Raw genomic sequence first — 25,294 nt, forward strand, 5'->3', positions numbered from 1 at the left:
TTTCACCCTTATTGAATCAATTGTTGCAAGCGAACCAAACGTTCAATGTCATTGCTGATGTAATCAGATGCTGCAATGTGATAATCATACTTCACACAATCGCCACGATCCGGACATCTTGGTGCAATGATGACTTCATTCAAACGATCCAATGTCAAACTCTTTTCAAATTCTCGTTGGTATTCTTCTTCCAACACTGTCAAAATATCTTTTGTATTTTGCAAACAAGTCATAGACAAATCGTAGATGGCACGTTTGGAAACAGTACCCACAAATCCCGGCATAACATATGGCAAAATCAAGTTGACAGAATCAATCATATTTCGTTCTTTATTAGAAGTATCACCAACAGCATCGCCACCAATGAATGGATACATGGAGCTTTCCACAAACCAAGCTCTTAGAGATGGTATGAAATATGCACTATTCACATCGCTGCCCTTGATTTCCATTAAATCGTGACCACGACCAGATAAAATACCAACAATAATCTTGCTGACTTCTACGCCTTCTGCTTCAAAATAAGCATACAATTCATTGAGTCTATATCCTTTGTGCAACAAGTCATCCACCAAAATCACAGGTCTATTGAAGGATTTCAATGTTCTTGCTTGACAATCCAGTGGTGGATATTCTGGGTATTCTTGAATATGGAAAGAACGTATGTCTGAATTGAACACCTTTTCTGTATGCATTACCTTTGTGACAGTATTGGGAATTACAATACCTTTCAAAATTTTTCCATAAGGTACACACATTTTTTTACCTAAGTTTCTCACAAGAGTTTGGATTCTTGGAACTTCATTTTCCTTTGTAATCAAATCAATCAAGCGATTGTGCATGATTCCTGCATCAAAAGAAATCACCAATTCTCCTGGGAATAACTTACACAACTCTTCCTGCATACGATAATGTGCATTTTGCAAAACTTCCAAAACACGTTCATTTGTATTGAAAGGTTCTTTGATGGCAGTTTCCACATTCTGATACAAAGTAATTGGATTTTTCATATCTACAGCATAAATATCACGTTCTCCATGATCTGTAATATTTAGGAATCCTTGACGCAACAAAGTATCTGCAAAACCTTTACCTGATTCCACATTTTTTGGACTAAAGATTGCATAGGTAAAGTCACGACTCAAACACTCTGCCAAGGTTTCTGTCAAAAGAATTTGTTCGATATTTTGTATTTTTGAATTGGCAGATGCAAAACAAGCTGTAATCAACACAATTTTACCAGATGTATGTTCACGAATGTAGCTTGCCAACTGTATATCTTCAAATTCATGGTACAAATCTGATGTGGATATTTGACGATATACCATAATTCCTTCTGGTATACCACCACCATTTTTATCTGCCACTACAATCATGCGTGCATCCTTTTGTGCAATGGCATTTACCATTTCTTTGACCATATCACCTGCAATTTCATCATGATAATACAGCATATTGACCGCTTCACTTTGTGTGGAAATCATACGTATTTCAATGGATCTGGTTTCCAATAGTTTTTTGTATTGTGGTTCACGCAAATACAAACTATTTTTGTAAATATAGTTTTGCGCAACTGTATCAATCAAATTGGAAATATCCCTATTGTTATCGATATTTTCACGGATTCTTGTGGAGCTAATTTCCTCAAAATTATTGGGTAATTTCAATTCCAAAACTTCCCTCACAATTTGAGAATAGTCTGCTGGTTTGTTTTTCCCATCATCTCTAACAAATAAAACATGCGGGAATGTTTGAATGGAATTTTCCACAACAGGCAAATGATAAGAGGATGCATTTTTCACAACATCACTACCAGCCACCATATAAACTTCTTTGTCTGGGAATAGGCTACGCAAACGCTTCAAGTCCCTTGGATTTGCAATATTGACTGGAATATTTCCTGGGAAAAGGAATATATTTTCCTCATTTGCAATGGACATATGTAAGATTTTACGACGCACTTCATGTGGTTGTGTTTTTTTAGACCAAGAGAAATCATCCAAAGCCAAGTATACACTAAAGCCCAAATCTCTAATTTCCTTTGCAATTTGCTTATGTCCCAATGAGAATGGGTCAAATGTTCCTGGGAAGAATGCAATCTTTTTGGATTCTGCAAAGGCAAATGTTTTGTTTTGGAACAAATAGTCCCCAATGAAACGATAAATGGAATTCCAACCAACGGTATCATTCAAGAATGCCAATTCCGATTCATCTTTGGTTTCCACCATAGTCACCAATTTTTTACCAATAAAAGCAAAGATATCTCTTTTTTCTTTCATGGTCAAATCTTTGGAAGCAAACAATTCGTGACCCATAACCCAAAATGCTTCACGATTCAAATTGCTTTGGTAGCTGGCAAAACCACTGAGAATCATACCCAAAAGTTTCTTTCTTCTTGCATCGTATCTTGCAACATATTCTGGGAATCGACTTCTATATTGTTTGTAGTGTCGAATCATAACACCAAAGGTATTCAGTGCGATACTTGCAATTTGCTCATTGGTGCTACATTGAAGTTTTTGCAAATCTCGCATAATTTCGTCCAACTCTTTTGGATGCAAATATAAGATAAATTCGCCAAAATATTCTGGAATGTATTTGGAGAATTCGTAGCCACCAATTTCCAAACCTTTCATCAATTCTACAGAAACTTCATTTCGTTGATCCCAAGACAAAAGTGGAGCCAAACGCACCAAAGTTTCACCCGCAAAGTGACGTACTGTTACTTGTTCGCTTACCTTCAACAAATTGGAAAGATGAGTTGCCACATGGAGTTTTGGCATAGGTTTTCCAAGTCTTGTACGTTCATATAGCAATTCAATATTGATGATTTTGATTTTCCAAGGTGTTGCAGCCTTCAAGTTTTCCAAGAAAATATCTGAAACCACACGATCGTCTTCAAAAATACGTTTGTAGGAAATACCACGCATATGTTCTTGCAAACCATAGAGTTCCCCAATGGAATACATCAAAAATTCTAGGCTATAATTCCCATTGATTGGCACTTTTTGTATGATATTTTTTACAAATTGTGTATTTTCTGGATTGCTCAAGAAATAAGGTGCCATATCTTTGAGATTCAATAAAATTGCAGCACGAATTTCCAAAGACAAACGTTCTGCGTGTCCTTCCATGAATTGGAATAGGATTTGATTTTCTGTTTCTGTCAACAACTCTTGTGGAATCGTTGGCAATGTGTCCATCAAAATAAAGGCAATGTCATCTTCCCATTCCATTTTTTTGTAGCATTCCAAAAGACAATCCATGAAACGTTTGCGAGCATCCACTTTACAATTTTCCAATAAAGATGCCACAACTTTTTTCAAAGAATATCCAAGCCAACGTCTATGTTGTAACGTCATTTTGTGATCTGGATTTAAGATTTTATCCAAATATTTCTCCCAAACTTCATAACCTGTGGTGTCATCCAAAACAATATCCACATCTGTTGGCAATTCTTTTCCATAAGCAACATCGTAATGTGCAATGATATTCCCAAGTAAATCCCCTGCTTGTCTACGAATATCCCCTTCACGATGCACCATAAATTCATATAAGAAATTCAACGCCATTTGTTTTTGTTTCTGGGACATATAGGTGAAATACTCTGAGAAAATATTCAAATAGGCTCTGGAAGTACGCCAATCTCTTGTGCTTCTAGCTGCTTCCAACATGGAACCAAAGGAGCTTTCACGACTCAATTTGTGCATCAAATGGATATTGTGTGAAACTGCAATGTTTTTGAATTCTGCCACTGTTTCTGCAATGTTCAACAATGCCAATTCCTTATGTTCCACATGAGAAATGGTTTCTTTTTGCAAATCGGTATTGATACCCAATGCATGTAAATAGGTTTCAAAGTCAACCAGTCTGGAATATACATGACGATATCTATTTTCTTTTGCTGCATCCACATTGTCCAATTTATCCAAAATAACTCTAAAGGAATCTTCCAAGGAATAGAAGCCCATGACTTCTTTGCCATTTCTAAAGCATTCTGTTTTCACACGAAAATCAGCGTAAATCAAAATCAATGATTCCGCTGGTAAGTTTTCCAATTCCAAATCCCATGTAGAATGGTTCGCTGCAACATGACCAATTTCCTTCAAGTTATGACTAGAGAACCAAATATCTGTATAATAATAGTGCAAATATGGCATTCTTCTGATTTCTGTATCTTTACAACCATATTTCCCAATATCATGACCTGCTGCTGCACCTGAAATGAGCCCCAAATCCACAGGAAGTCCAACTGCAACCATTTGTCTTGCAATGTGCATCGCAATGTAGTGCACACCTGCAACGTGTGCCAAGGTATCAAAAGGCATAATTTCTTTGCCAATACGCATCAATTCATAAATGTGTTGTCTGTCCATTGCAGATAAAAATTGATGATATTGCACTGCATATGTGGTGTTTTGGGTTTCTTCTTCTGTTAAGAAAGCAAAATCTTTCGTTTTTTCAAAGGGAACCATTCTTCTTTCATGTTCCAAAAAAAGACGATACACTGCCAGAAACAAAATCACTGTTTTGCTATCTGTCATTGCAAGTTCAATATCTTTTCTATGCGGGTATATTTCCTTCAACAAATAGCGATAAATATAAGAAAGCCAACCTTCTTCTGGCTCCATTTCTCCAAGCCTGTCTATAGATGGTCTACACAATTCCAATATATCTGTACACGAAAAAATATCCGTTGCAATAATCTTTTCGATTCCATCAGTCCAATATCCTTTGCGCAAAAGTCCACGCAAATCTTTTTTAGCAAATCCCAATTCATCCAAAAAATCTGAATTCATAAACAAGGAAACCAGATCTTTATACAGTAAATCCACATTTCTTTCTTCCATTTTTTACGCCTCCATTCTGGTATTATTGTACCATTTTACCAAGAGTCTTACAACATAAATCAAAAAAAAGAACAAACAAATATCTATATATAACAAAAAAGGTATGCCAAATGACATACCTTTCACCAAATTTCACATCTTATTTATATTTTGCCATCAATTCTTTGACTTTTGCAATAAATGCTTCTCTATCCACATCTGTGACAATATATGCATTGTGTTCCCATTGTTTGTCACTGTACAAATCTGTTACAGTTTTACCTAAGGTCAATTCCCCTTTGGTTTCTACACGAATGCCAACATGTTCTGTTTTGAAAATGGAATCATCTGCTGCATACAACACCGCCACTGGATCATGCATTGCAACACCTGGATGTCCAAAACCAATATATTTGATGAGTCCTTCATTGGTTACATCATAGAAGAAGTCTGTTTGTGGTGTATTCATTCCTTTGATTTCTTCCAATTCATCACGTGTCATATAGGCTTTCATGGTTACATCCAAGCCACACATATACACAGGAATTCCTGATTGGAATAGGATATCTGCTGCTTCTGGGTCTGCATAGATATTGAACTCTGCACAAGGGGTTACATTGCCACCAATGGCAGCACCACCCATAATCACCACACGTTTCACCACAGAAGCAAAGTCATTGTATTTTGCAATTGCAAGTCCTAGATTTGTCATGGGTCCAACTGCAACAATGGTCAATTCACCACCAGATTCTTTTCCAATTCGATACATGGCATCCCAAGCTTTTTCTTCTTCTGTTGGTGAATCTGGGCATTCATATACCACACCAGATAAACCATCTTCTCCATGGAAATGATATGCATGTTTTGCTTCACGGAACATTGGTTTTTTGGCACCTGCAAAGATTGGAACATCAATTCCCATTGCATGACGTGCTTTTTTTGCATTTGCAGTGGTTTTTTCTACTTCCACATTACCAGAAACAGTGGTGATGGCTTTCAAATCCATGGTTTCAATTTGTCTTGCCAACAACAAAGCAGCCACATCATCCACACCTGGATCACAATCGATAATTACTGGAAAACGGTTCATTTTGCCACCTCCCCATAGGTACGAATCATATCCACCATCAAATCCACAAATCCTTCACGATCAATTCCCATCAAGACTTTGGCATTTGGTTCTTTTTCATATTTATTATTGAAATCTGCAATGGTTGCACCTTTACAGAAATCGCCTGTTGTTTCCACTTGTACATACAAATCACGACTTTCCATTAAATCTGGCATAATCAAGTTTGCAACTGCAACTGCATCGTGTACAGGTGCCCCTGCATAGCCAATGGTTCTATGGAATTCATAGAAGAACTCCAACCATTCTGCAACAATAATCGCTACTGGATTGCCCAAAGCACGAATACGTTCAAAATCTTCTGGGAATATCAATGCTTGCTCTGTCACATCCAAACCAGCCATTGTGATAGGAATACCGGATTTGAATACGATATCTGCCGCTTCTGGGTCAACTAAAATATTGAATTCTGCTGCTGGTGTCCAGTTCCCAAATTGCACACCACCACCCATCATGGAAATGTGTTTGATTTTGTGTTTCAATTCTGGATATGTCAATAAGAATGTTGCGATATTGGTCAAAGGTCCTGTTGGCACCAAAGTAATAGGCTCTTCACTTTCTTCCACCAATTTTGCAATGAGTGACGGTGCATCCAAATCTTCAATATCAAATACTGGTTCTGGAAGTTCTGGACCATCTAAGCCTGATTCTCCATGAACAGAAGGTGCATTCATTGGTTCTGCAAGCAAAGGTCTTTTGCCACCTTTTGCAACTGGTACTTTTAAGCCAATCAAAGCACAAACTCTAAGTGCGTTGTATGTAGTCTTTTCAATTGTGGAATTGCCACAACAAGATGTGATGCCACGAATGTCCAATTTATCACTGGCATTTGCCAAAACCCAAGCCATTGCATCGTCATGCCCTGGATCGCCATCTAAAATAATGGGTATTTTGCTCATATTTTCCTCCTGTTTTCTATATATACGGACAACCGCAAGGGTTGTCCCTACGAAATGCCATCAACCATATTGTGAAAGGTAAAAAATAAGGGAAACCTTTCGATTCCCCTTAATCTACTTATTTAGCTTCTGTTTTTGCTCTATGTTTCTTGACACGTTTCATGGTGCTAATTGCATAAAGCACCAAACCTAAGATGGTAACCGCATATGGAATAGATGCAACCAAATAGGATGAGAACCCTTGCATACCTTCCAATTTGGTACTCAAAGCTGTTGCAAAACCGAAGAACAAGGAAGCGAACATTGCTCCAATAGGTTCCCCTTGACCCATAGCTTGTGCTGCCAAAGCGATAAAACCACGACCAGCAACAATACCTGTGTTCCAACTTTGGGAATAGTACATAGACATATAAGCGCCACCCAAACCAGAAAGTGCACCAGATAAAGCCAAAGCAATGTATTGTGTTTTGAGAACACTTACACCAACGGAATCTGCTGCATGGGAATTTTCTCCAACAGCACGTATTCTAAGACCCAAAGAGGTTTTGTATAACATAACCCAAACCACTGCAACCAAAATGAATGCCACATAAGTCAAAATAGAGTGCCCTGAGAAAATTTCACCGATTACAGGAATATCTTGAATCAATGGAATATTGATTCTTGGTGTCAACATTTGTGGTGTTGTCAAACCAGCTGTATTGCCTTTCAGACCTGTAAACATATACAATGCAAATGTGGTTCCACCACCACCAACCAAGTTGATGGCAATACCAGCAAGAATAATATCTGTTTTCAATTTCAAGGCAAAAATCGCTATAATCATGGCAACCAAAGTTCCAACTACAACAGCTGCAATGACACCAACCAGCCAACTATTTGTCCAATATGCAAACAGCACACCAAACAAAGAAGATATCATCATAATCCCTTCCAAACCAATGTTACAAACACCTGCTTTTTCTGCAACAACTGCTGCCAAAGCTGCAAATAAAATTGGTGTAGTGATACGAAGAATTGCAAACCCAAAACTAGAAGTGAGAACCATACTCATAATTGTTTCAAACATTATAGATCCCCTCCTTCTTTTGCAAGTTCAATTTGTTTCATTTCTTCTTTTGCACCTTTTACAACCATTTTATGTTTTGTTTTTGCCATAAATTGTTCTGCTGCAAAGAACAAGAAGATAACTGCTTGGATAATATCAATCATTTCCGCAGGAACACCAGCATAAATGGACATCAATTCGCATCCTCTATCCAAATATGCAATGAACAACGCTGCAAATGGAACCAATATTGGATTGTTTTTTGCCAAAATTGCAACGGTAAGACCTGTCCAACCATAGCCTGGCAAACCTTGCCAACGGAAGGTTTCATATCTGCCCAAAACTTCGATTGCACCACCCATACCAGACAATGCACCACCAATTACTTGGGAAATTACCAAAACTGCTCCAACTTTCATACCAGAATATTTGGAGAAAGATTCATTAATACCAATCATACGAATGGTGTAGCCCCAACGAGTACGATACATGAAGATTGCCACCAAAATAGTAGCGATAATTGCAACTGGGAATCCCCAAGTCAATTCTGTTCCTGTTACCATTTTACCAATCAATGATGTAGATTCCATCGGAAAAGTTTGTGTAGCACCTTTGGATCTATCCGCAAAGTTCATGTTTAAGAAATGCAAAACAATGTACATTACAACATAATTGAGCATCAGTGATGAAACCATTTCACTGGCTTTTAATTTCACTTTCAACACAGCTGGAATAATCATAATCAAACCACCAGTGATGGTACCAATCAAAACACTTGCTACAACGTGCAAACCAGCAGACATAGGAACATATATCCCTACAAGAGCTGCTACGAATCCACCTGCCATTACAGCACCTTCACCACCCAAGTTGAATTGATTTGCAGAGAACATAACACAAACTGCAAGACCTGTGAAAATCATTGGTGTGGTACGTCCCAAAATGGTCAAAATGGATTTTGTATTGAGTGCTCCACTTGTCCAAACAGGTCTAATGAGCAAACATTGGAGTGCAGATGCTGGATCATCAGAACTTGCAAAAATCAAGAGAAACGCAACAGCGATAGCAATGGTAATGGCAATCAAACCACGAGCTATCTCAAACATAATATTTCTTTTATCACTCATGGATAACCCTCCTTACTTCTTCATCGCTTTGTTGTTTCAAACCAAGCATATATTCACCCATCATGCTATCTGTCAAAACAGATGTATCTTCAAAATAGGCTGCAATTTTACCATTGTACATAATCATCAAACTATCAGAAAGTTCCATAACTTCATTCAAATCTGCTGAAACCAAAAGCACTGCTGCACCTTCACGACTGAGCTCTACCAATTTTTTACGAATGAATTCTGTTGCACCAACGTCAATACCACGTGTAGGTTGGTCTGCAATAATGAGACATGGTTCTGCTGAAAACTCACGTGCAACAACTACTTTTTGGATGTTACCACCAGAAAGCATACCCACTTGTTGTTTTCTGGATTTGCAAAGCACTTTGTATTCTGCAATGAGTTTGTCGCTATCTTCGTGCATAGCTTTCATATTGAACAAAGGACCTTTGTTGTATTTTTGATCAGAGCATCTATCGCTCATGATATTTTCTTCAATGGTACCTGTTCCAGCAATACCAAAGACCATACGATCTTCTGGAATCAAAGAAACACCATAGCCACGAATGTCTTTTTGTGGTACTCCAATCACATTTTTACCATTGACAGTTACTTCACCATCATCTGGAATATTCAAATTGAATAGCATTTCCACCAATTCTTTTTGACCATTGCCTTCAACCCCAGCAATACCCAAAATTTCACCTTTACGTACATCAAAAGAAATTTTATCCAACATTTTCTTTTTCCAATCGTTGGTATATTCCAATTCAGATACACGCAAAACCACATCTGTTGGTTGTGCTTTGTCTTTTTCTACAGTCAAAACAACGTCACGTCCTACCATCAAACGAGAAATTTCTTCTTTAGAAGTGGTTGCTGTTTCATGGACACCCATGGATTTACCAGCACGTACAATGGTCAAACGATCTGTGATTTGTTTGATTTCGTTGAGTTTATGGGAAATGAAAATCAATGTATAGCCTTGTTCTTTGAGATGCACCAATTCTTTGAACAATTCTTCTGTTTCTTGTGTGGTCAAAACCGCAGTTGGTTCATCCAAAATCAAAATTTTTGCACCACGCACAAGGGCTTTTAGAATTTCCACTTTTTGTTTCATACCAACTGGAATATCACGCACTTTTGCTTGTGGATCTACATGCAAATTGTATTTTTGGGAAAATTCCTCTGTCAAACGCACAGCTTCTTTATAGTTAATGAACAAGCCTTTTTTAGGCTCCATACCCATAACAATATTTTCTGCAACCGTCAAACTTGGAACCAACATAAAATGTTGATGTACCATACCAATTCCCTTTGCAATTGCAACATTTGGAGAAGACAAATGCACTTTTTCACCATTGACAAAGATTTCGCCTTCTGTTGGTTGTTCCAAACCAAAAAGCATTTTCATAAGTGTAGATTTACCTGCACCATTTTCACCCATAAGTGCATGAATTTCACCTTTTCTTACGTTGAAATCCACACCCTGATTGGCTGCAACCCCATTGGGATATACCTTTGTAATCCCTTTCATTTGAACAACATATTCGTTGTTTTCCATAAACGGACAACCTCCTTTTCCGTTTCCCACTCACATTGAATCAATTTGTTATTTTATAATTTCGTTATTTATATCTTCAAAAAAGCCTTTTTTTCTATCACAAAGCCAATGGTACAATGACACAAAAAAACTTTCTTCAAGAAATATGAAAAAAGGGGAGCAAGAAGCTCCCCATATACATCATTTTAAAGCAAGAATCATCAAGGTTTTACAGATTCTCTAAGAGTGATAACACCGTCTGTTGTATCACCGATAGCTGTAGGAACATCGATAGAACCATCAGCAATACCAGCCATAGCAGCTTCAACCAATTCTTTTACAGAATCAGGAGCCATTGTAGCATAGTTTTTATCTGTAACCATACCAACGCCATCTTCAGCAATACCCAAAAGTGTGTGTTCGCCAAAAGGAGCAGCATCAGCGTCCATTTGATCGAAGAACCAGATCAAACCACTACCAATGTTTTTCAAACCAGATGTCAATGTGATTGCAGCCAACTCAGCGGAGAATGTAGCTTCTTGGTCAGAGTCAACACCGATGAAGTAAGCTTTACCTGTTTCCAAAGCAGCTTCTGCAGCACCGTTACCAGCGTTACCAGAAACACCCCAAATGATATCACAGTTGTTGTCGTTGATCATAGATTCTGCCAATTCTTTACCTTTTGCAGGGTCAACATAGTCATTTGTGTATCTTGTGTCAATTTTGATATCAGGGTTTACAGATTGTGCACCCAAGATGAAACCATACAAGAAGTCATTGATTACAGGGCTATCTACACCACCAACAAAACCGATAACAGCATCTTCATTGATACCTTCAATGCTTGTTTCTGTTGTCATAGCTGCTGCGAATGTACCAACCATGTAACCCATATCATTTTGTGCGAAATACAAGTTAGCAACGTTTGGAAGTTCATAAGATGTATCATCATAGATTACATATTTTTGATCTGGATACATTTCAGAAACGTTTTTCAATTGGTCTGGCATTTGGTAAGTACCAACAACGATTACGTCATATTCACCAGATGCAGAAACTTCTTCCAAGTAGCCTTCCCATTTAGGTTCATCTTCTGTAGTACCACCCATTTCAATTGTTGTGTAAGTGATTCTACCTGCTGCTGCCAATTCAGCCAAACCAGCTTCTGCAGAGTCAAAGAAAGATTTGTCACCCAAAGTACCATTTACCAAGTTACATACGTTGTAAACTGTTTGTCCTTCTTCTACAGATGCACTGCTGCTATCTGCTGCGGAACTGGAATCAGCAGAACTGCTGCTACCGCCACAACCTGCAAGCATAGAAACTGCAAGTACAGATGCCAATGTCAAAGCCATAATTTTCTTCATAAACATTCCTCCATATTCTATATTACATACCCTTAACAAAATGCTCACATTTCAAGCACTTTATGAAATAATCTTACATGAACCCTTTGTTTTTGTCAATAAATCTGTGTTGATTCCTTTACTTTCCTTCTACTTTCTTTCTATTTTTTCTACAAAATTACCATTCATTTTATGTGTATTCTTACAAGGCTCATCGCATTTCACACAGTATTTTTACACATTTTGCTTAAATCAAAGTATCCCATCCACCCTGTCAACCCTTCTTTTATAGCAATTTGTATACAAAATCCTTGTTTTTATGTCATTTCTACCAAAATTCACTTGAAATACACTATGATATGCATTTTTTCCACATATTTCTTACAATTTTTAACAATTCATATGTGTTCTCATTCCCAAAAGAATACGTTTCTCAATTCTGGAAACTTGTACCTGTGATATGTTTAAAACTTCTGCCACTTCTCGTTGGGTATACTCCTTAAAATAACGCATCCATATCAATTGTTTCTCCATTTCGTCTAAATTCCCAATGACTTCTTTGAGATGCAAATGGTTGCACAACTGGTCTTCTTCATTCTTCTGTACAATCAATTGTTCTAGGGTACCTTCACCATCAGCAGATATGGGTGCATTCAAACTTTCCACATCTCGTCTGGATTCCAATGCTGGTATGAGAATGTCCAAATCCACCTGCAATTCTTTTGCCAACTCTGCCACTGTGACTTCTCTATTCCATTCATATTGTAATTTTTCTTCTACAATTTTTGCTTTTTGTGCCAATTCTTTCAGCGATCGACTGACTTTGATTTTACCATCATCACGTAAAAATCGTTGTATTTCTCCAATAATCATTGGTACTGCATAAGTAGAAAACTTCACATCATACGAAAAATCAAATCGTTCAATGCATTTCAGCAAACCAATGTTTCCTATCTGGTATAAATCTTCTGACTCCACTCCTCTACCTTGAAAACGATGTACCACACGCCAAACCAAACCAGAATTTTCCACAATGAGTGTTTCTTTTGCTTCTGGTTTCCCTTGTTGCGCCTGTTCAATGAGTCGTTTTGTATGTTCCACACCATCGCCTCACTCCCTACTCAATTTTTTGTACATGGAAACTCTAGTGCCAAGATTTGGTGTACTGACAACCATAATCCCTTCCATAAAGGCTTCCATTATGGTAAATCCCATGCCAGAACGTTCCAATTCAGGTTTGGATGTATACAGTGGTTCCATAGCCCTTGTGATATCTCCAATTCCTTTACCTTTATCAGCCACTTCTATGTATATGGTTTCCTCTGCATATCCACAAAACAGTTCCACCATGCCATCTTGTCCTTCGTATCCATGAATAATCGCATTGGTAACCGCTTCTGAAACAGCAGTTTTTACATCTGTTATTTCTGATACTGTTGGATCGTATGTAGCCAAAAAAGAAGTCACCAAAACCCTAGTCAATGATTCATTTTGCGATTTTGCTGCAAAATATGTTACGCATTCATTTTCATATTTCATTTTATTTCCCTCCTTCCAAGTGTTGAATTGCTTGCTCTAAATTTGGGTAGCAAGAAATGATTCGATCCATAGCTGACATACGAAATATCTGTTCCACTCGTTCATTTGGATTTGCAATGACCACTTTACCACCCATACATTTTGCTACCTTGTATCTGCCAATCATTGCACCAATACCTGAACTATCCATGAAATCCACTCCACTCATTTCAAATATCATATGTTTTCCTCGTATTTTTTCAAAATTATGTTCCACTGCTACACGCATATGCTCACATGTATGATGATCAATTTCTCCTTGTATGCGTACAATTAAAATTTGATTTCGTTTTGAAAATTTCAGTTCCATATGTACCCCCTTTTCTCTGATACCTCTACAACTATTTCAACCCTAATTGTATCGTAAAATATGATTGTATTTTCAAAAATCCATCTTCTAGTTTCTCCATTTTTCTTGGTTTTGATACATGTTTTTACAAAAGATTGTTTCCATAAGTTGAATTTCGGGAGCCCACATAGGGACTCCCCTACAAGTACACTTCACAATTGCGTTTTCCAAGCATACAAAAAAGCCTACTCAAATTTTGAATAGGCTTCCATGTTAATTTTATGAACTTATGAGATATTACCATCCACAATACGAATGATACGATCTGCATGTTTTGCAATATTTTCATCATGGGTAATCATAACAATGGTATTGCCCGCTTTGTGGAGATTTTTGAACAAGTTGATTACTTCATGACCTGTTTTACTATCCAAAGCACCTGTTGGTTCATCGGCAAGCAAAATTGCCGGATGTCCAACCAAAGCACGTGCTACTGCCACACGCTGTTGTTGACCACCTGATAATTCTGAAGGTTTATGTCCCATTCTTTCTGTTAGACCCAAGAGTTCAATGGTTTCCATTGCCAAGATGGTTGCTTCTGTTTTGGAATATCCACGCACCAACAAAGGCATAACCACATTTTGGATGACTGTATATGTTGGAATCAATTGGTATTTTTGGAAGATAAATCCAATTTTTTCATTACGAACTTGTGTCAATTCTTCACCCTTCATTTGGTGAATTGGGATACCATCCAAATAATATTCACCAGAATCCCATTCATCCATACAACCAATGATGTTCATTAGGGTGGATTTACCAGAACCAGAAGGTCCCAAAACCGCTACAAATTCATTTGGTGCCACAGAAACATCTATGGATTTTAGTACAGTCAGTACCTCATCACCAACATCGTAACTTTTTACGATTTGCTTCATCTGAATCATATTAACCCCCCAATACTTCCATACTTACAATCACACCATCTTCATTGAATACAATGCTTACATATGACTTTTCTGTCAATTGCAAGAATGTGGTTTCCACACCATATTGATCAATTGGTGTACCCACTGGAATGGTATATACTTCATATACATCACTGAGAATTACAGCACTGTATACATTGCTGATGAGTGCATCTTTCAATTCTTCTACAGAGCTATAGCTTGTGCTACTGGAACCGCTTGTCATGCTACCCATATCACCCATGCCACCGCCACCAGACATACCTCCAGACATTTCACCCATACCACCAGCAGATCTATCTCCCATACCTTCTGGCATTTCACCTGAAGTTCTATCTGGCATTTCACCGCTCATTGCGTTTGACATAGGTGCTTCTGTTGTAGCTGTTTCTGTAGGTGCAGTTGTATTGGTTGTTGCTTCTATAGGTGCAGTTGTTGCATTTGTGGTGGCTTCTGTTGTAGATGCAGATGCCATTTGACCACCCATAGCACCACGTTCTGACATGCCTTCTGGCATTTCACCTGAAGTTCTATCTGGCATTTCACCAGATGACATACGCTCTGACATGCCTTCTGGCATTTCTCCAGATGACATACGTTCTTGCATTCCTTCAGGCATTTCACCTTCAGGCATTTCACCCGTTGCAACTCTTTCTGACATACCTTCAGGCATTTCGCCCATTTCACCACGTACTGGCATTCCACCTTCTACCATTTCACCAGTAGGCATTTCTGTGGTTTCGCTTGGTTGTTCTGTCATTCCTTGTGACATTTCACCTTGCATCATACCACCACCCATTCCTTGAGAAGTGGTTGCATATTCGCCAATTTGCACTGTGATTTGATTTCCTGCCACTTCAATCAATCGTCCAATGACAACTGTTGTATTTTCTAAAACTTCTGTTTCTGCTGTTGCTGTTGTTTGTGTTGTTGTAGACCCGCAACCAGTCACCATAAGGGCAACCATTACAAGAGTCAAACACAATTTGTATACTCTCTTCATATTGTCACCCCTTAATCGTTATTGAGTGCTTGAATTGGAATCAAGTTAGATGCTCTCCAAGCTGGATAGAAACCAAAAATAGTTCCTGTTACAATGGCAAACATCAATGCCAAAAGTACAGCTTCCAAAGACATAACCACAGTGATATCTGTATATTCCATCAAAGGGATTACTGCAAAGCTTACAAGAACCCCCAAAACGCCACCAATGACACCAATGGTATTTGCTTCCAATACAAACAGCATCAAAATATCAAATTTGCTGGTACCAATGGCTTTCAAAATACCGATTTCTCTTGTTCTTTCCTTAACAGAAACGAACAATACATTCATAATACCAATACCACCAACAATGAATACGATTGCAGCAATTGCCATCAAAAGCATAGACAATGTATTTGCAGATTCCATAGCAGCATCCATAGTTGCACCAGCATCTTCAATGGTAAATGTGGTATCTGGGTTGGATTGTGCCAAAACTGCTGTGATATTTTCAATGATTTCTTCTACATAGGAAACATCTGCTGCCAACAATGTGATTTGTGGGCTATAGTTTCGTTCAAAGATATATTTTTCTGCTGTGGAATATGCCATATAGATGGCTTCATCTGGGTTGACATCTGCAACAATGGTACCCATTTGTCCCAAAACACCATCGATTACATAGTCACGTCCATCAATTTGAATCTTTTCATCATAAGCATCTTCCAAACTATCAAACATATCCAAAGCCACAGAATATCCAATGACAACGGATCTACTTGTGGTTTCCAAGTCTGTTTCTGTGATAAAACTACCAACAACTGTATTCAAATTGCTGATGGTTGCATAATTTGGCTCTGTACCAACAACTGTGTAATCATCGCCATCTTCCAAATCGCCACCTGTTACAGTGTGTTCTGCTGTTGCAGAAAGGGCTGCTGATGTGATATTTGGTACAAAGAACAAAATGTCTTCCATATTTTCTTCTGTCAAGGTGTTGTCATTTGCAGAAGCCAAAGCCTGAGCTGTTCTACTGGCAGAACTACTGCTACTGCCACCAGAGGATCTGGATTGACCGCCACCACTACTAGGACCACCGCCACTCATCATTGGCATACCGCCACCGCCACCCATCATAGCACCTTCTAAAGTAGAAACCCCTTCGGAAATGGTGATGGTACCCGCATTCAAAGTTTTGAATTGTTCTGCAACATCTTGCTTACCACCTTCACCAATGGCAATAACCATTACGATTGTGGCAGTCCCTACAATAATACCAAGGGAAGTTAGAAAAACCTTCCCCTTATTTTGTTTGATGTTAATGAGAACCAAACGAAGTAACTCAATTAGTTGCATTCTGAACCACCGCACTTTCAAGCAATACGATATCTCCTTCTTCCAAACCGGATAAGATTTCCACGTCGAATCCATCAGAGAATCCAGTTGTTACTTCAACCACTTCCATATCACCTGTAGGCAACAAGCGAAGTACTGTTTGTTTGCCATTTTCTGTGGTAACACATTTACTGGAAATGAGCAAGGAATCGTTAACCGCTTCTTGGATAAAGGTTACATTACCTGTCATACCTTCGTAAACAACAATTTCATCATAATCTGTCAATTCGCAGTAGATGGTTACTGTGTAACTTACAGTTGTGGAAATACCTGAAGATGGAGATACAGAAATTTTGCTTACAGTTGCTGGCAAAGCATATTCTTCATATGCGTCCAAAACCACCAATGTATCCATACCCAATTCCACATCATTGATATCTTCTTGGTCGATGCTGACAACCAATTCCACAGCATCATCTTTACCAATGGTCATGATATCATTGTATGCATTGATATCACCAATATCTGCAACCGTCATAACATAACCATCACAAGGTGCTTGTACCAATTCTTCCAAAACATCAAATTCAAATTCATCCAAGTTTTCTTGTGCTTGTTCCACTTCAAGAGCTGCCAATTCCAATTCAATGTCAATTTGCAACAAAGTTGTTTCGTATACCAATTGTGCTGTATCACTTACGTATACACCTTCTTGGTATGTGCTTTCGATTTCTGCTTCTGCAAGACTGATGGAATAGCTTTCTGCAAGCAATTCTTTTTGTTTCCAAGAAATTTCTGTTTCCAAATCGTCGATGAGATCTTCCATTTCATCAATCCAGTCTTCTTCTGCTTCAACGCTATCTTCTTCTGCAAGCTCAATCAAACGTTCGTAATCATCAATATCGTCTTCGTAGCCCTCAATGGAATTGAGCAAACCAGACAAATCGTGGCTATAAGAAGGGAAACTACACCATGTACCACCAGATTCATATGTATAGGTACAAGTCAAAGCATGTTTGTACTCCACTTCGCACTGTGCAATTTTACTTTCCAACTTACCAATTTGGTATTCATATTCTTCAATTGCTTCATCTGCATCATAACCTTCTGCAAGATCTTCTTCTGCATCTGCCAATTCTTTTTCCAAATCTGCAATTTCTTTTTCCAATGATTCATAAGTCAATTGCAAAGAAGCCAAATCGTAACCCATTTGGTATTCTGCTTTTGTACCACTCACAGAGTTGTTTTGCAAAGTAAGTGCTGCTTCCAAACGATCAATTTCTGCTTGTAATACCGCACTATCATATTCTGTCTGTGCTGTTTTCAAAGCCAAAACCAAAGAATCGTATTCTTCATCAGCAGAATCGTATTTGCTATCATCGTAATCTTCGTCTTCTGGCAAAGTGCAATACGCAACAATGTCGCCTTCTTTGACATATTCACCAGCAGTTACAAACAATTCTTTGAGTTCAACTGCAAATTCAAAGGAAACTTCGATATCTTCCAATTGTGCTGTCCCCACTTCTGTTACCCCAACAACGATATCGCCACGAGTTACCACTTCTTCTTTGTATGTATTTTGCACTGTGCTAGTACCTGTACTGGTTGTTGCCTGATACCCCATAACACCTGCTGCTACAACTACCACTGCAACTGCACCACCTGCAACCGCTTTCATTTTTCTTTTTTGTGCAGCTTTATGCAAGCGCAACTGTGCTTCATTCATTTCTGCTTTCTTTGGCTTTTCTGCCTTATTTCCTTTGCCCAACAATTTCACCATTATCGCTCCTTCCATGTAAACGAAATTTCCATTGGTATCACTATATTCTCTAATTATGATATAATATTGATGAAATTGAGTTCTTTTGTTAAAATTTCATAAAATCGCATGTGTTCTCATCAACATCTTGTGTTCAGATGTTCTTAAAATCATTTTTTTTACACTGGCAAAGTAAAAGTGAACAATACACCCTCTTTTTTGTTTTCTACAAAGCATTGACCCCCGTGTTTTTGCACAATGGTTTTTACGATATGTAGACCCAAACCAACATTGCCTTCTGCTGTTCTGGTGCGTGCTTTGTCTGATTTGTAGAAACTATCCCAAAGTCGAATCATATCTTCCTCTTGGATGAGATTTCCTTGGTTGTATACAGAAAAACGAATTGCATCTTCCACCTGTTCCAAATCAATTTGCATACTATCACCTTCAGCTGTATGTGAAATACCATTGATGATAAAGTTGTTCATTGCCTGTTCAATATACTTTTCATCACCATTGTAGAGGATATTCTCCTGTATGTTCCATGTTACCTTTAAATTTTCATACAATGGTTCCATTTTTCTTGCCATTTGCTCCACTGTATGGGAAATGGAGAACTCTGCAAATTGCAATTTTTCAATTCCACTTTCAATTGCAGAAATTTCCAACATGCTTTTTACCATTTTGTTGAGATATTGTACTTCTTCTATGATGGTATCGCAATAGTATTCTCGATCTGCCACTTCGCCACAATATTTCAAATTTTCGCTATAAATTTGCAACAATGCCAGTGGTGTTTTCATTTCATGGGATACATTTGCAATAAACTCTTTTCGCATTTGCTCCACTTGCACCTGCATATCAATATCTTTTTGCAACTTGATATTGGCTTCATTCAAGTCAGAAATAGTTGTTTCCAAACGTTTGGACATAACATTGATGCTACTGGATAAACTCGCTAACTCTTTTGTGCTGACTGTCTCATTGGTTCTTGCTGAAAAGTCCAATTCTGAAAGTTTCAAAGTAATTTGCTCCATTTCTTCAATGGGTTGTGTGATGCTTTTTGCCAACAAAACCGAAATCACTATCCCAATCAACAAAACCACAGCAGAAATCACAGCACTGGAATTGGTGAAGAAACCAATGCTATTTTGTATGGAATCCACAGGTAATGTAAGCAAAACAAAGTGCTCTTGTCCTTCAAATTCAAACACACCCTGTAAACGCAACACACCTCTTTGGGGATTGTCCATCTCCTCTGGTGACTCTGTTTCTACCATAGGATCTGCTTCATAATCCTCCTGTGTCATTTCAACAGGTCTTGCTGCTGGCATAGGATACCTATCGTTGTCACTGGTATTGCGACTGGTATATAGCACCTCATTGTCATTGAATATGGTGATTTGCAAATTGTGCGTAGACTCAAAATACATGACTCTTTCAGAAATGCTTTCAATTCCACCATTGTAATCTTCTTTGAACTCCTCAAATGCAGTTTCCATAATATTTTTCTTATAGGATGTATAATAATCTGTAATGAAAAAGAAGTTGAACACCGATTGTGATACTGCAATGGATACCACCAAGCCAATAAAGGTAAACAACAGTTTCTTTTTGATTGAAATTTCCATATTTATACCTCGAATTTATATCCGACTCTATGTACTGTTTTGATATATGTGGATTTTTCTCCTAATTTGATACGCAATTGTTTGATATGGGTATCTACAGTTCTGCTATCCCCTTCAAAATCATAGCCCCATACTTGATTGAGAAGATGTTCTCTTGTGAAAATCAAAGAAGGGTGCAATAGGAAGAAGTATAGCAACTCAAATTCACGTTTGGTCAATTCCATTGTTGTACCATCATTGACACAGCTTCTTTTGGAAATATTGATGGCAATTCCACCTACAACCAAATCCTCTGCCACCAATTTGCCACTGCGTTTCATAACCGCTTCGATACGTGCCAACAACAATGAAATGGAAAATGGTTTGCCAATGTAGTCATCTGCACCCAATCTAAAACCACGCAATTGGTCATATTCTTCATCTTTTGCTGTCAACATAATAATCGGTGTCATATGACGTTCATCTCGAATTGTAGACAATACATAATAGCCATCTCGAACAGGCATCATGACATCCAACAAAATCAAGTCAATTTTATCCACTTGTTCATAAAAAACTTCCAATGCTTCTTCTCCATTGCCTGCTGACATTACTTCATATCCAGCAAAACGCAAAGAATCTGAAATCCCTCTTACCATTCTTGTATCGTCATCCACTACCATAATACAAATTTTACCATTCACCATACTGCATAACCTCCTCTAATTATTGTCTATTGTATCATAAAAAACAGAGAAATCGCAGTGTGAAAACATAAAGCATTGCATACAAATAGAATGACTTATGTTTTCAAACTGATATTGCTATCTCAAATTGTGATACACTGTTTGATTTTATGGATTCTCTGTTTATTTCACATTTATATCATATTTACATTCTTTTGTGATGTTAATTTGATATCTTTGTGTAATTTATGTTTTTTTATAGATTTTTATACATTTTTAATCCAATCTAGCAAAAAAATACCACCTAGCAACCTAAGTGGTATTTTACGATGCTTATGCACCAGCTTCTTTTCTTTTTTTCTCTTCAATTGCTCTTTTGAGTACAAGATCTTTGACTTTCATCATTCTTGTAGTACCTGCTCGATCGTTTTCTTCCAATTTCATAGAAATATACTTGATGGTTTCTTGATAATTTGGAATCATAACGTTTTCCAACGCATTTACACGACGTCTGGTTTTTTCAATTTCTTGTGCCAAAAGTTGTGCTGTTTTCTCACTTTCCGCCAAACGCAAAAGAGGTTCCATTGCATCGGAAAAAGAAAGCATTGCACTATCCATTTCCCCTGAAGAAAATGCAAGACCATATGGATAAATGTCACCACTGCCACCTTCTGATTGGAAGTCAAACACAGGTACATTTACACTCATGATGTTCTTTTTGCCTACTTTTACAGAAACTGCTTGACGTGGAATCATCAAAGATTCACCAATGGCACTTTCACTCATAACCGCTTGTGCAATGATGAAGTTTTGGTATGCATCTTCCAATGATTTTTCTGCTTCTTCACGCAAGCGTTTGTTTTCTCGAACAATATTCAAGAATTGTTTCATCAATTCATCCAGCTTATCTTTCAACAATTTGTGACCACGGGTAGCAGTTTTCAATTGTTGTTTCAATCTGGTCATTTCCATACGGGTTGGGTTGACGTTTAATCTAGCCAATATTCATCACTCCCCGTCTGCTAAATATTTTTCCAAGTATTCATCACGAATACGTTTGAGCTCACTCTTAGGCAACATACGCAACAATTTCCAGCCAGTTTTCAAAGTTTCTTCAATGGTTCTATCGGTTCTGAAGCCTTGAGAAAGATATTCTTTTTCAAACTCATCTGCAAATTTTGCATACATCAAATCGATATCAGACAAAGCAGATTCACCCAAGATTGCCATCAATTCTTTTGCATCTTTCCCTCTGGAATAAGCAGCAAACAATTGATTCATAGTATCTGCATGATCTTCTCTGGTTTTACCAGCACCAATACCTTTATCTTTCAAACGAGAAAGTGAAGGCAATACATTGATTGGTGGTTGGATACCTTTTTTGTACAAATCACGACTCAAAATGATTTGACCTTCTGTGATATAACCAGTCAAGTCAGGGATTGGATGTGTTTTGTCATCTTCTGGCATGGTCAAAATAGGAATCATGGTAATGGAACCATCTTTTCCTTTCATACGTCCAGCTCTTTCATACATGGTTGCCAAGTCAGTATACAAATAACCTGGGTAACCACGACGTCCTGGAACTTCTTTTTTCGCAGCAGAAACTTCACGCAACGCATCTGCATAGTTTGTGATATCTGTCATAATAACCAAAACGTGCATACCTTGTTCAAATGCAAGATATTCTGCAGCAGTCAATGCCATACGAGGTGTAGAAACACGTTCTACAGCAGGGTCATTTGCCAAGTTTACAAATACAACAGAACGATCAATCGCACCAGTTGCTTTGAAATCATTGATGAAGAATTCAGCATCTTCAAAGGTAATACCAATGGCAGCAAATACTACCGCAAATTTGGAATCGGTACCACGAACCTTAGCTTGACGAGCAATTTGTACTGCCAAGTTAGCATGTGGCAAACCAGCACCAGAGAAAATAGGCAATTTTTGACCACGAACCAAAGTATTCAAACCATCAATTGCAGAAACACCAGTTTGGATAAATTCCGCTGGATATTCACGAGCAGCAGGATTAATTGGTGCACCATTGATGTCAAGTCTGTCTTCTGGAATGATTTCTGGGCCACCATCAATTGGTTTACCCATACCACTGAATACACGTCCCAAAATGTCAGGAGAAACGCCAAAGTCCAAACTTTTGCCAAGGAATCTAACTTTACTTTCTGCCAAGTTGATACCAGTTGCACTTTCGAACAATTGTACCAAAGCAGTGTCACCATTCACTTCCAAAACCTTACATCTTCTGGTTTCGCCACTGGACAACTCAATTTCACCAAGTTCATCGTATTTAACGCCTTCAACACCAGTTACCAACATAAGAGGGCCAGCAACTTCCTGAATTGATCTATATTCCTTTATCATAATTCATCTGCCCCCTTTTTCATCAAATCGTTGATTTGTGCTTCAATTTCTCTTTCAATATCATCATATGTTTTGTCTACATTGGATTCTTCCACATATTTTGCACGTCCAATACGTTCAATTACATCGAGTTTTGTAATTTTTTGAATCATAACACCAGCTTTGATTGCTTCTTGACCTTTATGGTAGAAATCAAGAATCAATTTCAACATACGGTATTGTTTGTGCAAAGAAGCATAGGTATCAACTTCATGGAAAGAGTTTTGATGCAAGAAATCTTCACGTACAGAACGTGATGTTTCCAAAATCATTCTATCGCTATGGGACAAAGAATCCACACCAACCAACTGCACAATTTCTTGCAATTCTGCTTCTGTTTGAAGGAGCATCATCGCTTCGATACGATGTTCAGAGAAGTCTGGATGCACATTGATATCTGCCCATTCATCTACTTTATCTTGATACAAAGAATAGCTGGTCAACCAGTTGATTGCTGGGAAGTGACGTTTGTATGCCAAAGCAGCATCCAAGCCCCAGAATACTTTAACGATACGCAAAGTTGCTTGAGAAACTGGTTCAGAAGTATCCCCACCCGGAGGAGAAACTGCACCAATTGCTGTCAAAGTACCAACTCTTTCTTCGTTACCCAAAGAAACAACACAACCAGCTCTTTCATAGAATTGTGCCAAACGAGAACCCAAGTAAGCAGGATATCCTTCTTCACCAGGCATTTCTTCCAAACGTCCACTCATTTCACGAAGTGCTTCTGCCCAACGGGATGTGGAATCCGCCATCAAAGCTACGCTATAGCCCATATCACGGAAGTATTCTGCAATGGTGATACCTGTGTAGATAGAAGCTTCACGAGCCGCTACAGGCATGTCAGATGTGTTTGCAATGAGCACAGTTCTTTGCATCAAAGATTCGCCTGTTCTTGGATCTTTCAGTTCAGGGAATTCACGCAAAACGTCTGTCATTTCGTTGCCACGTTCCCCACAACCAATATAAACAACGATATCTGCATCTGCCCATTTTGCAAGTTGATGTTGTGTTACTGTTTTTCCGCTACCAAATGGTCCAGGAATTGCAGCAACCCCACCTTTTGTGATTGGGAAGAAGGTATCAACAACACGTTGACCCGTTGTCAAAAGGGAATCTGGTGATTGTTTTCTTTTGTATGGTCTTTCTTTACGAACTGGCCATTTTTGCATCATAGAAACAGGGATATCTTTGCCTTTTTCATCTGTGATAACACAAACGGTTTCTTCTACAGTAAAGGAACCAATGAAGATTTCTTTGACCACACCTTTGATGCCAAAAGGAACCATGATTTTACATTCTACAATTGGAGTTTCTTGTACCACACCAATGACGTCGCCAGCTTCCACTTCTTCGCCAATGGTTTTTCTTGGTTCAAATTTCCATGTTTTTTCACGATCCAAAGATTGTACTTCAATCCCTTTACGGATATTAGTGCCACTTGCTTCGTACATTTTTTCCAAAGGACGTTGAATCCCATCATAAATTGTGGAAATCAAGCCAGGTCCCAATTCAACACTCATAGGCATACCTGTGGAAATTACTTCTTCACCAGGACCCAGACCTGATGTTTCTTCATATACTTGAATAGACGCTTTGTCACCATGCATTTCGATAATTTCACCAATCAAATGGCTATCGGATACACGAACCACGTCAAACATATTTGCATCTCTCATGCCTTCCGCTACAACAAGCGGACCTGACACTTTTACAATCGTGCCTTTTTTCATATATTCATTCACCTACAAT

At 38.2% G+C, this 25,294-nt stretch carries 19 protein-coding genes; all 19 read right to left on the reverse strand.

The annotated features are described in order from the left end of the window. Positions 1 to 8: 8 nt before the first annotated feature. Entirely contained in the window at positions 9 to 4,850 is a 4,842-nt protein-coding gene (locus tag MJY40_RS07915) for a nicotinate-nicotinamide nucleotide adenylyltransferase (RefSeq protein WP_317853704.1), read from the reverse strand. A 139-nt stretch (positions 4,851 to 4,989) separates the two neighbouring features. Continuing rightward, on the reverse strand, positions 4,990 to 5,919 hold the full coding sequence (locus MJY40_RS07920; RefSeq protein ID WP_317853705.1) for a nucleoside hydrolase: 930 nt from the start codon (positions 5,917 to 5,919) through the stop codon (positions 4,990 to 4,992). Beyond that, a complete protein-coding gene (locus MJY40_RS07925; protein ID WP_317853706.1) occupies positions 5,916 to 6,857 on the reverse strand; it encodes a nucleoside hydrolase in 942 nt (313 codons plus the stop codon). The genes MJY40_RS07920 and MJY40_RS07925 overlap by 4 nt, the downstream gene beginning before the upstream one ends. A gap of 118 nt (positions 6,858 to 6,975) precedes the next feature. Continuing rightward, the gene (locus MJY40_RS07930; protein ID WP_317853707.1) at positions 6,976 to 7,926 is read right to left on the reverse strand and encodes an ABC transporter permease; all 951 of its coding nucleotides are present in this window, start codon (positions 7,924 to 7,926) and stop codon (positions 6,976 to 6,978) included. Continuing rightward, entirely contained in the window at positions 7,926 to 9,032 is a 1,107-nt protein-coding gene (locus tag MJY40_RS07935; protein ID WP_317853708.1) for an ABC transporter permease, read from the reverse strand. The genes MJY40_RS07930 and MJY40_RS07935 overlap by 1 nt, the downstream gene beginning before the upstream one ends. Next, positions 9,025 to 10,584, reverse strand: a complete 1,560-nt coding sequence (locus tag MJY40_RS07940) for an ABC transporter ATP-binding protein (protein WP_317853709.1) — start codon at positions 10,582 to 10,584, stop codon at positions 9,025 to 9,027. Before MJY40_RS07940 ends, MJY40_RS07935 begins: the two co-directional genes overlap by 8 nt. 200 nt (positions 10,585 to 10,784) lie before the next feature. After that, complete coding sequence (locus MJY40_RS07945; RefSeq protein WP_317853710.1) at positions 10,785 to 11,930, reverse strand: BMP family lipoprotein; 1,146 nt, start codon at positions 11,928 to 11,930, stop codon at positions 10,785 to 10,787. A gap of 369 nt (positions 11,931 to 12,299) precedes the next feature. Next, on the reverse strand, positions 12,300 to 13,010 hold the full coding sequence (locus MJY40_RS07950; RefSeq protein ID WP_317853711.1) for a sigma-70 family RNA polymerase sigma factor: 711 nt from the start codon (positions 13,008 to 13,010) through the stop codon (positions 12,300 to 12,302). Positions 13,011 to 13,019: 9 nt separating this feature from the next. Beyond that, positions 13,020 to 13,448: an anti-sigma F factor gene (gene spoIIAB, locus MJY40_RS07955; protein ID WP_317853712.1), complete on the reverse strand. Its 429-nt coding sequence runs from the start codon at positions 13,446 to 13,448 to the stop codon at positions 13,020 to 13,022. Position 13,449: 1 nt separating this feature from the next. After that, positions 13,450 to 13,797, reverse strand: coding sequence for an STAS domain-containing protein (locus MJY40_RS07960; protein WP_317853713.1), 348 nt, complete (start codon positions 13,795 to 13,797; stop codon positions 13,450 to 13,452). A 266-nt stretch (positions 13,798 to 14,063) separates the two neighbouring features. Next, entirely contained in the window at positions 14,064 to 14,723 is a 660-nt protein-coding gene (locus MJY40_RS07965; protein WP_317853714.1) for an ABC transporter ATP-binding protein, read from the reverse strand. Between the two features lies 1 nt (position 14,724). Then, positions 14,725 to 15,747, reverse strand: a complete 1,023-nt coding sequence (locus tag MJY40_RS07970) for a hypothetical protein (protein WP_317853715.1) — start codon at positions 15,745 to 15,747, stop codon at positions 14,725 to 14,727. Between the two features lie 11 nt (positions 15,748 to 15,758). Further along, positions 15,759 to 17,084, reverse strand: coding sequence for an ABC transporter permease (locus tag MJY40_RS07975; RefSeq protein ID WP_317853716.1), 1,326 nt, complete (start codon positions 17,082 to 17,084; stop codon positions 15,759 to 15,761). Next, a complete protein-coding gene (locus tag MJY40_RS07980) occupies positions 17,071 to 18,843 on the reverse strand; it encodes an HlyD family efflux transporter periplasmic adaptor subunit (RefSeq protein ID WP_317853717.1) in 1,773 nt (590 codons plus the stop codon). The genes MJY40_RS07975 and MJY40_RS07980 overlap by 14 nt, the downstream gene beginning before the upstream one ends. A 158-nt stretch (positions 18,844 to 19,001) precedes the next feature. Continuing rightward, on the reverse strand, positions 19,002 to 20,453 hold the full coding sequence (locus MJY40_RS07985) for a sensor histidine kinase (protein ID WP_317853718.1): 1,452 nt from the start codon (positions 20,451 to 20,453) through the stop codon (positions 19,002 to 19,004). Between the two features lie 2 nt (positions 20,454 to 20,455). Next, positions 20,456 to 21,139, reverse strand: coding sequence for a response regulator transcription factor (locus MJY40_RS07990; RefSeq protein WP_317853719.1), 684 nt, complete (start codon positions 21,137 to 21,139; stop codon positions 20,456 to 20,458). Between the two features lie 312 nt (positions 21,140 to 21,451). Then, positions 21,452 to 22,120, reverse strand: a complete 669-nt coding sequence (locus MJY40_RS07995; RefSeq protein ID WP_317853720.1) for a V-type ATP synthase subunit D — start codon at positions 22,118 to 22,120, stop codon at positions 21,452 to 21,454. A 6-nt stretch (positions 22,121 to 22,126) separates the two neighbouring features. Then, positions 22,127 to 23,503 (reverse strand): V-type ATP synthase subunit B, encoded by a 1,377-nt coding sequence (locus tag MJY40_RS08000; RefSeq protein WP_317853721.1) that lies wholly within the window; start codon positions 23,501 to 23,503, stop codon positions 22,127 to 22,129. Next, positions 23,500 to 25,275, reverse strand: coding sequence for a V-type ATP synthase subunit A (locus tag MJY40_RS08005; RefSeq protein ID WP_317853722.1), 1,776 nt, complete (start codon positions 25,273 to 25,275; stop codon positions 23,500 to 23,502). Before MJY40_RS08005 ends, MJY40_RS08000 begins: the two co-directional genes overlap by 4 nt. Positions 25,276 to 25,294: the final 19 nt, after the last annotated feature.

The organism is Chakrabartyella piscis (genome assembly GCA_030067835.1).
Lineage (GTDB): Bacteria > Bacillota > Clostridia > Lachnospirales > Anaerotignaceae > Chakrabartyella > Chakrabartyella piscis.